This window comes from Exiguobacterium sp. GL_137 (assembly GCF_057834585.1).
Genome location: NZ_CM174406.1, coordinates 1,364,101 through 1,376,443 on the forward strand (window position 1 = coordinate 1,364,101; position 12,343 = coordinate 1,376,443).

Annotated in this window: 14 protein-coding genes; 9 read left to right on the plus strand and 5 right to left on the minus strand. The window is 46.5% G+C overall.

Features of this window, described 5'->3' with window-relative positions; all coding sequences use genetic code 11:
* Positions 1–728 precede the first annotated feature (728 nt).
* The 5 genes from AC3IRK_RS07075 to sstT all read left to right on the plus strand — a co-directional run bounded on the left by AC3IRK_RS07075 (position 729) and on the right by sstT (position 4,621).
* Complete coding sequence (locus AC3IRK_RS07075) at positions 729–914, plus strand: hypothetical protein (protein WP_489170613.1); 186 nt, start codon at positions 729–731, stop codon at positions 912–914.
* 19 nt (positions 915–933) lie between these two features.
* Complete coding sequence (locus tag AC3IRK_RS07080) at positions 934–1,710, plus strand: ankyrin repeat domain-containing protein (RefSeq protein WP_489170614.1); 777 nt, start codon at positions 934–936, stop codon at positions 1,708–1,710.
* 16 nt (positions 1,711–1,726) lie between these two features.
* Positions 1,727–1,960, plus strand: coding sequence for a hypothetical protein (locus tag AC3IRK_RS07085; RefSeq protein ID WP_489170615.1), 234 nt, complete (start codon positions 1,727–1,729; stop codon positions 1,958–1,960).
* A 126-nt stretch (positions 1,961–2,086) separates the two neighbouring features.
* A complete protein-coding gene (locus tag AC3IRK_RS07090; RefSeq protein ID WP_489170616.1) occupies positions 2,087–2,938 on the plus strand; it encodes a hypothetical protein in 852 nt (283 codons plus the stop codon).
* A gap of 411 nt (positions 2,939–3,349) precedes the next feature.
* Positions 3,350–4,621: a serine/threonine transporter SstT gene (sstT, locus tag AC3IRK_RS07095; RefSeq protein ID WP_489170617.1), complete on the plus strand. Its 1,272-nt coding sequence runs from the start codon at positions 3,350–3,352 to the stop codon at positions 4,619–4,621.
* 137 nt (positions 4,622–4,758) lie between these two features.
* Here the strand turns inward: sstT and AC3IRK_RS07100 are convergent, their stop codons facing one another.
* The gene (locus AC3IRK_RS07100) at positions 4,759–5,664 is read right to left on the minus strand and encodes a TerC family protein (protein ID WP_489170618.1); all 906 of its coding nucleotides are present in this window, start codon (positions 5,662–5,664) and stop codon (positions 4,759–4,761) included.
* A gap of 157 nt (positions 5,665–5,821) precedes the next feature.
* On the opposite strand from AC3IRK_RS07100, the gene AC3IRK_RS07105 reads away from it, so the two are divergent.
* Positions 5,822–6,565, plus strand: coding sequence for a class I SAM-dependent methyltransferase (locus tag AC3IRK_RS07105; RefSeq protein WP_489170619.1), 744 nt, complete (start codon positions 5,822–5,824; stop codon positions 6,563–6,565).
* Positions 6,566–6,619: 54 nt separating this feature from the next.
* Here AC3IRK_RS07105 and AC3IRK_RS07110 read toward each other — a convergent pair whose 3' ends face one another.
* Together AC3IRK_RS07110 and AC3IRK_RS07115 are read right to left on the minus strand one after the other, a co-directional pair.
* Complete coding sequence (locus AC3IRK_RS07110; protein ID WP_131972866.1) at positions 6,620–6,856, minus strand: helix-turn-helix domain-containing protein; 237 nt, start codon at positions 6,854–6,856, stop codon at positions 6,620–6,622.
* Positions 6,857–6,858: 2 nt separating this feature from the next.
* Complete coding sequence (locus AC3IRK_RS07115; RefSeq protein ID WP_489170620.1) at positions 6,859–8,061, minus strand: MFS transporter; 1,203 nt, start codon at positions 8,059–8,061, stop codon at positions 6,859–6,861.
* A gap of 342 nt (positions 8,062–8,403) precedes the next feature.
* Between AC3IRK_RS07115 and AC3IRK_RS07120 the strand changes: the two genes are divergently transcribed.
* Positions 8,404–8,733 (plus strand): winged helix-turn-helix transcriptional regulator, encoded by a 330-nt coding sequence (locus tag AC3IRK_RS07120; RefSeq protein WP_012370213.1) that lies wholly within the window; start codon positions 8,404–8,406, stop codon positions 8,731–8,733.
* 69 nt (positions 8,734–8,802) lie between these two features.
* Here the strand turns inward: AC3IRK_RS07120 and AC3IRK_RS07125 are convergent, their stop codons facing one another.
* Entirely contained in the window at positions 8,803–9,678 is an 876-nt protein-coding gene (locus tag AC3IRK_RS07125) for a LysR family transcriptional regulator (RefSeq protein ID WP_426355198.1), read from the minus strand.
* Positions 9,679–9,781: 103 nt separating this feature from the next.
* Between AC3IRK_RS07125 and AC3IRK_RS07130 the strand changes: the two genes are divergently transcribed.
* Together AC3IRK_RS07130 and AC3IRK_RS07135 are read left to right on the plus strand one after the other, a co-directional pair.
* A complete protein-coding gene (locus tag AC3IRK_RS07130) occupies positions 9,782–10,804 on the plus strand; it encodes a ketopantoate reductase family protein (protein ID WP_489170621.1) in 1,023 nt (340 codons plus the stop codon).
* A 13-nt stretch (positions 10,805–10,817) separates the two neighbouring features.
* Positions 10,818–11,552 (plus strand): acetoacetate decarboxylase, encoded by a 735-nt coding sequence (locus AC3IRK_RS07135; RefSeq protein ID WP_131972862.1) that lies wholly within the window; start codon positions 10,818–10,820, stop codon positions 11,550–11,552.
* 87 nt (positions 11,553–11,639) lie between these two features.
* Here AC3IRK_RS07135 and AC3IRK_RS07140 read toward each other — a convergent pair whose 3' ends face one another.
* A complete protein-coding gene (locus AC3IRK_RS07140; RefSeq protein ID WP_489170622.1) occupies positions 11,640–12,155 on the minus strand; it encodes a hypothetical protein in 516 nt (171 codons plus the stop codon).
* Positions 12,156–12,343: the final 188 nt, after the last annotated feature.

Genomic DNA, 12,343 nt, shown 5'->3' on the forward strand with positions numbered 1-12,343 from the left:
GCGTGTCTTACGACACGTCAATTGCCCGACGTTCTCGGTTTGAAAACACTTAAAAACAGGAAAAAACAATATGTCGTGTTCTTTGAAAACTGAAGGTATAGGGTTGTGACAGGAAGTTCGTCTGTCACGTAAAATCTTCAACGTTCAACTTGTAGATGACTGAAGTAGCGAAAACCAAGCAGAGTAAGCGTCCGCACAAAAGAAACTGACAAGATTAAAATCCAACCGTCGGGACGACGGGGTTAGCCTGATAAATTTCCGACCAATTGGTCGGATAACTCAGGAATCCTTCACCTCTTAGCATAGCGTAGGTGGAGGTAGTTCAACTTTGAGCTTTTGTTGGTCATCTGGGCAATAGGAGCAATCGTTGTCATCACTAGTCAAGCTCGGAACACCAAAAACTTAAAAGAAAGTCTGTTTAGAGGAACAGTCGTCAATTTCATCTATACACTGGACACTGGTCATCTCCCTAAACTGGACACTGGTCATCTCCCTAATATGTTTTTTTGAAGTGGCGATTGATGGAGTCAGTCAGGTTCTGGTCTTTTATTTCCTCGTTGGTATTTTCTTGAATCTTGAGGTCCTACTGCTGATTGTTCTTTTGATGGTCAAGCGTAAAAAACAAACGAACTTTTGATACGTAAAGAAGTTAAGCATGAATTGATACATCTGGGTCACCCGGTGCTACACAACTGTCCATGTTCGATATGAGACGACGGGCGATTTCATTGTTAGTGAAACACGTCGTGCGGCTTGAGGAACCGAGAGCAAAGTCGAGTGTGTTGCTCCATATCGATATGTTGTATCTTGTCGGGACAGTCAAGATGCTCGAGTTCAGATGGAAACGTTTACTGATCCGACTAATCGAAAAGAAGAAAACGATTTTACTCGTTTTCTTCTTTTTCTATACATAACGAAAAAAGGAGAGACAACATGGCTAAAAAATCAATTCAAAATCATGCTTTTTTCGGAAATGTCAAAAAGGTGAAGGCATGTATCGAGTGCGGAGATGATTTGAATGCGCTCGATGAAGAAGGATCTGCCGCACTGCATTGGGCGGTCGAGGAAGGGTATGACGAAATCGTCACGCTGTTGCTTGATCATGGGGCGGACATCAACCAATACGATAAAGATGGTCTGACGCCGTTGCATCTCGCATTGTATGAAAAGCAGGGTGAAATCGCGATTCAGCTGATTGACCGCGGTGCTACCCTTGATTTTGACGGAGACGGCTTTACGGCACTGCATTTTATCGCTGCCCGTTCCGGCAACAAACGGGTTCTCCGGCGATTACTGGAAGACCGGACACGAGTGAATTGGCAGACAGATAATGGAGAAGGGCATACGCCGCTGCATTATGCGGCTCAAGAAGGAAAGATAAAGAAAATTCGTATGCTGGTGGAAGCGGGAGCCGATATCAACCGGATTGAAATGAACGGCTTTGCACCGCTCCATCTGGCGACCGGGGAAGGGCATATCAAAGCGGTACAGGCATTACTAGCAGCAGGAGCCGACATTGAAATCGAAAATCCGTTAAATGAGAACAATACCCCGTTGATGCTTGCGAGTCAGTACGGTTTGACTGAAATCACCAAATTATTACTAGAACACGGCGCAAATCAACAACATCCAGACACGGAAGGGAGAACTGCAATCGACTTTGCCGTCAAACATCGTTATCCGGAAACCGTAGCTTTATTACAAACTTGAGCAGGAGGAAATCGACGTGAAGAAATGGATCGGGGTCTTGATTATTGTTCAGACGGTTTTATTCGGCATGCTGATCATTCAACTCGACAAAATGACGGATACGATTGCTGAGGTGGGATCCATGATCGTCACGAAAGAAGGCAGTCTTGCCTGGGGAGGAGGCTTACCGACAACTGATTATATCCTGTTCGGAATTCTGATTATTTTAGGAATTTATCTCGTCGTTCCAGAAGATAAAATAAAGTGGTAACCGGTAGGAATTCTGTTCAACAAAGAGCACCAAAAATGCTAAACTGAAGGCGTGGAATATATTTACTTATTTCCTTGAAATAGAAAATGACCTAAACACAATCTACATAAAAAAGGACGTGAACGTATGAAAAAGGTAACAGTTCGTAAAGCAATGGCAAGTACGCTTGTAACGGCTCTTGTATTGACGGGAGTCGGAGTAAACAGCAATGTAGCGGATGCGGCGACCAAGACGACTCAAGTCGCCAAGAAAAAATTCGACTATAAAAAGTACCGCGCCAAACAAATGAAAGTCGTAGCATCGTACGGCAGTACACTCTTCCATATGGGGAATCTGGGCGGAATCAAAGTACCGGAATACATCACGGATTCTGTGTACCGCGCCAAAGTGGAAGCGAATAACAAAAAATCAAAACAGTATATGACGGACCGTAAGAAGGCACGAAAAGAAGCGGAAGCTCTGAAAAAGCTGATTAAAGAAGTGAACACGCAGAAGGAAAGAAAGGCTGCGGACAAGCGGATTGCAGCGTTGAAAAAAGAAACCACCCGTTTGACGAAGGCGGAAAAGGTGTTGACTAAAGAAGGACAGGCTCTGTACAAAGTGATCGTTGACTACGAAAAGAACCAAATCAAGTTATTTGAAGGTCAGTACGGATCCATTACAAAAGCCTTAACGGTTCTCGACTATAAGGACTACGCCAATCGTTTGAAAGCTTACCTGGATGCCAATAACTTCAGTGCAGACGAGAAAATCGAAATCATGGATCAAGTATATGATCGATTACTTTACGCACGGGAAGACGCATCGGAAATCGTCGGAGACAAACGCGGTGCAATCAGACTGCTGGTTTACGCCGGGAAATTTGAAGAAGCGAATCAACTGTTTGTGAATACAAAAGAAACAATCCTGGTACAAGAGAATGCCCGATTGGATGCGTTATACACAAAAATCATTGAAGTCTACATGACGAAAAAGTAAAAAAAAGTCTGACTTTACAACAAAAAGCATCTTTTTGGGATGCTTTTTTTATTTATTTTCATTGAGACGATTTATCGTAAAAAAGGAAGGTGCGTTTTTTGAAATTGGTCAGTCCATTTTTATTACTTATCAAGCGATTTCGTGAAAATTATAAGAAAAAACAGGCCTCTAATTTCTTATTTATGCAATCGATTGCATCTTGAAATTTTTAACACCTAGTCTTAAACGAATCAGGTTTCTTGCAAAAAACTAGTTTTTATTTCACCGGATTTATGTAAAAATAGAACACAACAAACTGAAAGAATTTTTAGAAAAGTAAACGAGTAAACTATCTGTCTTTTGGATAGGAGAGAGAATCGTTATTTTTCAAATTCTAAATAACTTATTCGTTTTGAACCTGGAGGGGAACGTATGAAAGTTTTGAAGGTGTGGAACCAAATCAGTTTAGTGAAACAAATTGCAGTCGGTTTGATTATTGGTATTATTTTAGCTGTATCGATTCCTGAAGCTGCCCAGTCCATCACCATCTTTGGAACACTGTTTGTTTCCGCGCTGAAGGCCGTTGCGCCGGTTTTAGTATTTTTCCTGGTCATGGCAGCGATCGTCCAGCATAAAAAAGGACAACAGACGAACATGAAGTCGATTGTCTTCCTGTATCTCCTCGGGACATTCTTGGCGGGAGCCGTTGCAGTTGTATTCAGTTTCCTGTTCCCTGTCAGCATCACGCTGACGGAAAGTACGGAGAAATTAGCTGCGCCGGGTAATGCGATTGAAGTCATCCGGACACTTGTCTTGAATATGGTGGACAATCCGGTCAATGCGTTAGTCCAAGGCAATTACATTGGGATCTTAACGTGGGCCATCGTGTTAGGGTTGGCACTGAAAAATGCTTCCGATTCAACGAAAACGTTCATTTCAAATTTTTCGGATGCGATCGCGAAGATGGTCGGGTGGATCATTAAACTCGCACCACTCGGAATCATGGGAATTGTCATTGAGTCGATTACGAAAAACGGTCTCGGATCCCTTCTCAACTATGGTAAACTGCTTGTGCTGTTGATCGGGACGATGTTGTTTGTTGCGCTTGTCGTCAATCCACTGATCGTCTTCATCAACGTTCGTCAAAATCCTTATCCGCTCGTTTTCAAATGTATCCGTGAGAGCGGAATTACAGCCTTCTTCACACGGAGTTCGGCTGCCAATATTCCGGTTAACATGGAGCTGTGTAAAAAACTGGGTCTCGATAAAGAGACGTATGCAATTTCGATTCCGCTCGGTGCGACCGTCAACATGGCGGGGGCGGCCGTAACGATTTCCGTCCTGACACTTGCTGCGGTCAATACGCTTAACATCCCGGTCGATCTTCCGACAGCCATCATCTTAAGTGTCCTGGCTGCTGTCTGTGCCTGTGGTGCTTCCGGTGTTGCGGGCGGATCACTCCTGTTGATCCCGCTTGCCTGCAGCCTATTCGGAATTCCGAATGAGATTGCGATGCAAGTCATCGCTGTCGGATTCATCATCAGTGTCTTACAAGACTCGTTTGAAACAGGACTCAACTCTTCAACGGATGTGCTGTTTACAGCGACTGCTGAATTTAAAAAGCGGTTAAAAGACGGCGAACAACTGTCAATCAATCGGCCGATCATGGCGGAAGAACCAACTGAACAAGTCGTCAACAGCTGATTTGCGTTGATGAGATCATGAAAAAGATGAAAGGCATCCCGTAAGAAGAGATGTCTTTCATCTTTTTTGTCGTCATGGATTGAACGAAAAACAAGGAGAGAATCTGTAATTCCCTCCTTGTCTGCGGTTAACTGAAGTTACTTTTGTGTTTTTGTCTTTTTAAAGCTATAAATGACACTGATCAGGATGACAAGGACGATTGTTCCGAGTGACATCCAAATCGGCATTTTGTAGACATCGCTGAAAATCATCTTCGCTCCGATGAAGACAAGCATGAAGCTGAGACCGTGTTTCAGGTAGTAGAAGCGGTCAATCAGGTTCGCGAGGACGAAGTAGAGACTCCGGAGTCCAAGGATTGCCATGATGTTCGCATAGAAGATGATGAACGGATCACGCGAGTACGCGAAGCTGGCTGCGACCGAGTCGACGGCGAAGACGATATCCGAAATCTCGATGAAGATCAACGCGATTAACAGCGGCGTGAAGAACAATTTACCGTTGATCCGTTGCGTAAACTTACCGGACGAGATGTCCTGGGTGATCGGCAAACGTTTCTCGAGCCAACGGACCGTTTTGTTCTCTTCAAGCGACGTTTCCTGTCCGATGTTCTTGAACATCATGTAACCGGTGTAGACGAGGAACGCACCGAAGATGTAGTACACCCAAGTGAAGTTTTCAAGAAGCGACACCCCTGCGACGATGAAGATGACGCGGAAGAGAATGGCTCCGAGAATTCCCCAGAACAAGACTTTGTGCTGGTACTTCAACGGAATGGCAAAGTACGCAAAGACGAGTGAGAAGACGAAGACGTTGTCAATCGCGAGTGCCTTCTCGATGAAATACACGCTCGTGTATTCAATTGCAGCGTCGCTGCCTTGCGCATAGAATAACCAACCGCCAAAGGCGACGGCGAGTCCGATCCAGACGAACGTCCACGTCCAGGCTTCGCGAAGCGAGACCTCATGGGCTTTCCTGTGAAATACGCCAAGGTCCAGTGCGAGCATGATGAAGACGATCGCTAAAAATACAATCAATAGTGTCAACAGCGCTTCCTCCTTTTAAGTTGTGTTCGGTTTATATTTTGATTATAAGTTCATAAGAACTCAAAGTAAAGGGGTGAGTATGCTGTTTATTTACAAAAACGGAATCAGACACTTTTTCGACTTAAAATCAAAATGAAGGGTAAAAGGAGGTAATTGTATGGAAAAATCAAGTGCCATCAACAAAACCCCTTGGGAATACCGGGCCTATGAATTTTGGAATCAACGCGACGGGGCGCCGGCGGACAAGGCAAAAGATATTATGTTAAATCCGATGGCTAGTCTCAAGAAACATCAGAACTTTTTTGAAGAAGTTGTCGGAAAACGAATTGCCAATCTCTGTGGATCGAACGGACGGAAGGCGGTTCCACTGGCGTTGCTTGGAGCGGACGTCACCGTCTTTGATATCTCGGAAGACAACCGCCGCTATGCACTTGAGCTTGCCGCCTGTGCCGGGACGCAGATTGACTATATCGTCGGTGATATTTATGACATCGATTTGCATACCTATCAGCACCAATTCGATGTCCTGTATCTTGAAGGCGGGATATTGCATTATTTTCATGACCTGGAGGCATTCACGGCGATTTTGTTTGCCTTGCTCAAGCCGGGCGGGAAACTGATTTTGAGTGATTATCATCCGATCAAACATTGTATTCATGAAGACAAGTACATCCCGCGTTATTTTGATCAGGATACATATGAAGCCGATATTGCCCATCAAAATCATTTTGATCCGGTCGAGCAAACGGATTTTCCGAAGGTGCTGTTGCGGCACTATACGATGAGTGAAATTGTGAACACCGTCATCCGGAGCGGCTTTACCCTCTTGCAACTGGACGAACATCCGGGGTGGAAGGGCGAAAAAATCCCCTGGGAGTTCACGCTTGTCGCGACGAACTAAAACCCAGCGTCCATGAGGACGCTGGGTTTGTTGTTCGATTACTCGAAAGATTGGTTATAAACTTTCACCGGTTGGCGTCAGCTGGTAAATGCTTGACGACCGTTCGATGACTCCGCGTTGTTCGAGTTTTGCGAGACAAACGGTCAAATCACGTGGTGAAGGATACAGTCGGATCGATAACAGTTGGTCGAATGAATAAGGCGTTTGTAACAAGACACTAATGACTTGCATCTCGAACACCATTCCGAGTATCCGGAGGGTGTAGTCAAGTGCACGCAGATCCGTCGTCATGATTATAGACGTTCCAGACGACGGGAAACGGCAGTCAGGATGACGGCTAAGATGACCATGATGCCTCCGACCCACGGTGTGTGGACGAGTCCGATCGTGTCGGCAACAATTCCGCCGATCGTTGCACCGAGGGCAATTCCGATATTAAAAGCAGAGATGTTTAACGCCGAAGCGACATCAACGGCTGCCGGGACATATTTTTCCGCCAGTTGGACGATATAGAGCTGAAGCCCCGGGACATTCATGAAGGCGAGTAAGCCCATCAGGATGATGCCGATGATACCGGCGACTTTAAATGGAATCATGAACGACAGGGCAATCATGACGATCGCATGCAGAATGAACATATAGAATAACGCTTTGATTGGATTACCGTTGGCGAGTTTTCCGCCGACTGCGTTACCGATGGCGACAGCAATTCCGTAGACGAGCAGGATGATACTGATCAGGCTCGGGCTGATTTTCGTGACGTCCTGCATGATCGGTGTCAGGTAGGTGAAGGCGACGAACGTTCCGCCGTAACCGAGCGCTGTAATCAGGAATCCGAGAATCAAGCGTCCATTCGTCAACAGTTTAAACATGTCGGAAAATTTCGCCGGTGGAGATTGTTTTAAGTCTTTTGGAATCAGGAAGAAACTGGCGATGATCGAGACAAGACCAAGTGCCGCGACGGCGAAGAATGTCGCGCGCCAGCCGAATGCTTGACCGATGAATGTGCCGAGCGGAACTCCGGTCACGGTTGCAACCGTCAGTCCGGTAAACATCAAAGCGATGGCACTGGCTTTTTTATCGGCCGGTACGAGCTGGACGGCAATCGTTGCGCCGATCGAGAAGAAGACGCCGTGCGAGAACGCCGTGATGAAGCGGGCGACGATCAACAGTTCAAAACTCGGAGCGACGGCAGAGACGAGATTACCGGCGATAAAGACGACCATCAACGACATGAGAAGCGTTTTCCGGTTCATCCGGTTCGTCAGAGCGGTTAAGATCGGCGCACCGACGGCGACGCCGATCGCATATCCGGAAATAATCAGTCCGGCCAGAGTGATACCGATATTTAAATCACCGGCAATCGCTGCGAGCAAGCCGACGGGGACAAATTCGGTTGTTCCGATTCCAAAGGCGCTGATGGCAAGTGCGAGCAGGGCAAGGCGGCCGTTTTGCGGGACCTGTTCCTGTTCGGCACGCGGGTTTAATTGATTCATGATGATTCCTCCTGAATTAGTGAAATAGATAATAGTAGACAACGCAACGGCTGCTCTGAACGACCGGGCCCGGATCGTTTGGATGAAGGGAGAACGCTTCTGCGTGATCCCATCATAGAGCGGCGTTGCTTTTCATGGAAGTACGCACTTTCAAGTACCATAGGCACTAAAAAGTACCTTACCCTCCAAGATCGAAGTAACAGACGAAGGTGGCTTGTACTTTCTATTGACAGTTGTTATCATAAACCCATCAAATCTACCTGAGAAGTACGCACTTTCAAGTGCGATAGGCACTAAAAAGTACCTGTCCCCGTACTTCGGGAAACGAAAGGAAGAATCAGCATGGCCTATAACATTCCGGTCGAAGCAACCCTGCAAGTCATCGGAGGCAAATGGAAAGTCGTCATCATGTGTCACCTCATCAAAGGCGAACGCCGGACGAGCGAATTGAAAAAGCTGATGCCGAACATCACACAGAAAATGTTGACGCAGCAACTGCGGGAACTCGAACAGGACGGTGTAATCATCCGGACGGTCTACGAACAGGTGCCGCCGAAAGTCATCTATTCGTTATCCGACTACGGTTGGTCATTGCGCCCAATCTTAGACGCCATGTGTGCCTGGGGCGAAGGGCATATCGATCTGACGGGCGAGGAAGTCGTGTCTTCTTAAATCGTAACAATCGAATAGCACAGCAAAACGACCGCCTGTCATCAGGACGGTCGTTTTTTCAGGTTTCCATTATTTAACGAAGGAAGCGGCTTCGCGGAGGAAGAAGTGTTTGATGGCATCGTAAACAGTCTGCTGTTCTTCGGTCAGGCCACGGCTTAAGCGTGACAGATAGATTTTTGAGACAATCGTCAGGTTAGCCTTGGAGACGTACGGAAGCTGCAGTTCACGGCAGACGGAGACGGGAACGAAACTGAAATACCGTTGCTGGCGCAAAGCAATTTGTAACGAGACGTCATCGATGTAACGAATCGAGTCGGCGTACAGACTGAATTCCGTCATCTTTAATTTAATGAAGTTGTTGTAATCCTTATTGTGTGAAGGGAACAGGAAAGATTTTGTCGTCTCGCTGTCATAGAGCACACGCAGGACGTCCTGTTCCGTGCAGTGGCCGGGATACGTCAGGACAATGTCTTCTTCAATGACGGGTTCACTCGTGATCTCCGGATGTTTGATTTCCATGAAACTGATTGAGAAATGGACTTCGTCCGACAAAAGTTGCGACAGAATTTCGCGGTTTGACAGGATTTCCGTATTAAACAAAGTGGATGACGGATTCATTAAAAATTCCGCAAGCAGCAGCTGGATGAATCGACCGTGCGAACTGGCGAGGCTGATCGTTACGTCCTGTTGCGGATTCGCCAGCCGTTCTTTGACCAGTTCCAATTCAGTCTCAATTTTTTCGACGGACCGCAGTAAAATCAATCCTTGATTCGTCAAAGTAATCGTCCGCCCATTGCGGTGAAACAGTTCCGTCTGTAACTCGCGTTCGAGTTTTTTAATCGTCATGCTGAGTGCCGGTTGACTGATGAACAGACGTTTCGCAGCATGGGTGAAGTTCAAATCTTCCGCGACGGTTCGAAAGTATTTTAAATGCAACAGTTCCATGTCTTAAATCCTCCTGTATAACTAATGGTTTATAGTAGTATATATTATTATATATTTTCGTTTATGTAAAAACAGGTATATGCTCATAACAGAGGTGATGGAAATGAATATCGCAATATATGGAGCAGGATCGCTCGGTACCATCATGGGTGCGTATTTGAGTGAAACATATCCTGTCGTTGACTTGATTGATACGAACTTAGAACACGTAACGGCACTGAACACGAAAGGGGCACGCGTTGTCGGACCGGAGTTCACGCAACCCGTGACGGCGATGCTGCCGCAAGAAATTGATAAAATGTACGATGTCGTGCTGCTGCTGACGAAACAGCTCTACAATCCGCAAGTCTTACCGGCCGTCAAAGCCATTTTAAAAGAAGACGGCATCCTCGTTTCCTTGCAAAACGGAGTGCCGGAAGAAATCATCCGTCAGCATATTCCGAGCGAACGGATTATCGCCGGCTCGGTAGAATTTGGAGCGACGTATGTCGGACCGGGTCAATCCCGTTTGACAACGGAGTATGCCTTCTTTAAAAAATATGCCTTACAGATCGGTGAACTCGACGGGAAGACGACGGAGCGAATCATAGCCTTAAAAGACATCCTCGATACAATCGGCGGAACAGAAATCTCGGATAACCTGCCGGGAACCAAATGGTCAAAATTAATCATCAACAGTGCGTTCAGCGGATTGTCTGCTGCGTGTAACGGGACGTATGGCGACGTGCTTGACCATCCGGTCCTGTTGCGGGCCGCGATTCACGCGATGAAGGAAGTCCTTGATGTCGGTCATGCGCATGGAATCGAATTTGCGCGGATGGGGGAAGCGGATTTGACGGTGTACAGCGAGCTCGATGATATTGATCAAAAGATGATCGAACTGCCGCAGCTGATGAACAGCTCGCGAAATCTTGAAGCGAGCATGTTGCAGGATTTACGGAAACACCAGCCGACCGAAATCGACTACATTAACGGTGTCGTCACGATGTACGGGGAAACTTACGGCATTCCGACACCGGTCAACTCCATGATTCAGGCACTCGTCCGAAATGCACAGGACAAACAGGAAGTAACCGACTTTGAACAGAGTGTCGAACAGTTCAAGACACTTCTCGAAGTTAAATAAGGGGGATGATCAGATGAAAAAAGAGGATGTCCAAAATATCGTCGCGACACCAGTTAACGCGCCGGTCTTTCCAGCGGTCGATATTTTCTTCCGGAACCGGGAATACTTGAATATCGTCTATGAAACGGACCTGGAACAATTGCGAGCCGTCGTACCGGAACCGCTTGAGCTGATCGGTAACCAAATCAAGTTCGAAGTCATCAATATGCCGGACAGTACGGGACTCGGATCGTATCTGGAATGCGGACATGTCATCCCGGTGCGGTATAACGGAGAAATCGGGGAGTTCTACCTGTCGATGTATGTCAACAATCAGGCGGCGATCGCTTCCGGACGGGAAGTCGCCTCGTTCCCGAAAAAATATGGTTCACCGAAGCTATTTTTAGACAACGACGTTCTCGTTGGAACACTCGATTATCATTCGCTTCGTGTCGCCCAGGCGACGATGGGTTATAAGTACTATCCGATCAAGGAAGAAGAGGCGAAAGCCATCATCGGGACGCCGCAATTCATGCTGAAGCAACACCGCGGCTACGAAGGGGAGCTGATCATTTCTGAATTGACGCGCAGTCAAATCACGGATATTCAGGTGAAGGAAGCCTATCGTGGCCCGGCCCGCCTGGAATTGTTCCATCATGTCATGGCACCACTGGCCGACTTCCCGGTCGGAAAAATCATGGATGCGCAACACATTATCGCCGATTTACGACTCGGCGGTCCGAAGAAGATGTTTGATTATATGAAGTAAGAAATGTTTGAAATCATCTTCATTTGACGATTAAACGAGAGCCCATCCGTCATGTCCTTCCAGGACCGTGATGAATGGGCTTTTTTTTTACGGACTCACCGAACGGATGATGTCTTTCTTTTCAATAACGAGTATGTGATCAAAGCTTTCTTCCGGTTCGTCATCAAATTCATCGAAAGTGCACCGTTCGTATGAACGAATATGATACTGCTCGAGGTCAGCGATATCCTGTAGATAGGCTGGAAGTGGTTCAGGATTTTTCGTTAAGGTCGGGAGTACGAACGGGAAATTGTTTCCGTTCGGATTGTTCGTATGAACAAAAACGGCGTCCGCCCCTGCGTCCAACCGTGACAGTTCAATCCACAGCTGATAAGGGTGTCCCCATGCCTGAAGAGCGTCATCAAGCTCATTCATCAGCTGAAACAGTGCCTGAATATGCGCTTTTCGGACTTTAAGATGACCATTTCCGCGTCCGTGAAAATCAAGATGAACGTGCCAAAAATCAAACCAGCTGTCGGGACTGAAATCTAGATGGTGAGCCGTCAGGTGCTGCTCAGCTTGAAGTTGTCGGAAGTAGCGGCGTTTGCCGCGGAATTTTTTCATGCAATGATTGTCTCCTTTTTAGATGTGACGATGTATTAATTGTACCGGAATTCCTATCTTTAGTCTTAAAGAGAAAAGATGATTAAAGAAACTTTGTTTCAAAATGTTTACGCTTTCAAATAAAATATTGTTTCTGATTGTTAGGCTTGTTATACTAACAGTGAACACGGGGAAGCAACAGCAATCAG

Excerpts from the sequence above, each read along its gene's own strand:
- AC3IRK_RS07080 (WP_489170614.1), top strand. The coding sequence starts at position 934 with ATGGCTAAAAAATCAATTCAAAATCATGCTTTTTTCGGAAATGTCAAA.
- AC3IRK_RS07090 (WP_489170616.1), top strand. The coding sequence starts at position 2,087 with ATGAAAAAGGTAACAGTTCGTAAAGCAATGGCAAGTACGCTTGTAACG.
- sstT (WP_489170617.1), top strand. The coding sequence starts at position 3,350 with ATGAAAGTTTTGAAGGTGTGGAACCAAATCAGTTTAGTGAAACAAATT.
- AC3IRK_RS07105 (WP_489170619.1), top strand. The coding sequence starts at position 5,822 with ATGGAAAAATCAAGTGCCATCAACAAAACCCCTTGGGAATACCGGGCC.
- AC3IRK_RS07110 (WP_131972866.1), bottom strand. The coding sequence starts at position 6,856 with ATGACGACGGATCTGCGTGCACTTGACTACACCCTCCGGATACTCGGA.
- AC3IRK_RS07115 (WP_489170620.1), bottom strand. The coding sequence starts at position 8,061 with ATGAATCAATTAAACCCGCGTGCCGAACAGGAACAGGTCCCGCAAAAC.
- AC3IRK_RS07120 (WP_012370213.1), top strand. The coding sequence starts at position 8,404 with ATGGCCTATAACATTCCGGTCGAAGCAACCCTGCAAGTCATCGGAGGC.
- AC3IRK_RS07125 (WP_426355198.1), bottom strand. The coding sequence starts at position 9,678 with ATGGAACTGTTGCATTTAAAATACTTTCGAACCGTCGCGGAAGATTTG.
- AC3IRK_RS07130 (WP_489170621.1), top strand. The coding sequence starts at position 9,782 with ATGAATATCGCAATATATGGAGCAGGATCGCTCGGTACCATCATGGGT.
- AC3IRK_RS07135 (WP_131972862.1), top strand. The coding sequence starts at position 10,818 with ATGAAAAAAGAGGATGTCCAAAATATCGTCGCGACACCAGTTAACGCG.
- AC3IRK_RS07140 (WP_489170622.1), bottom strand. The coding sequence starts at position 12,155 with ATGAAAAAATTCCGCGGCAAACGCCGCTACTTCCGACAACTTCAAGCT.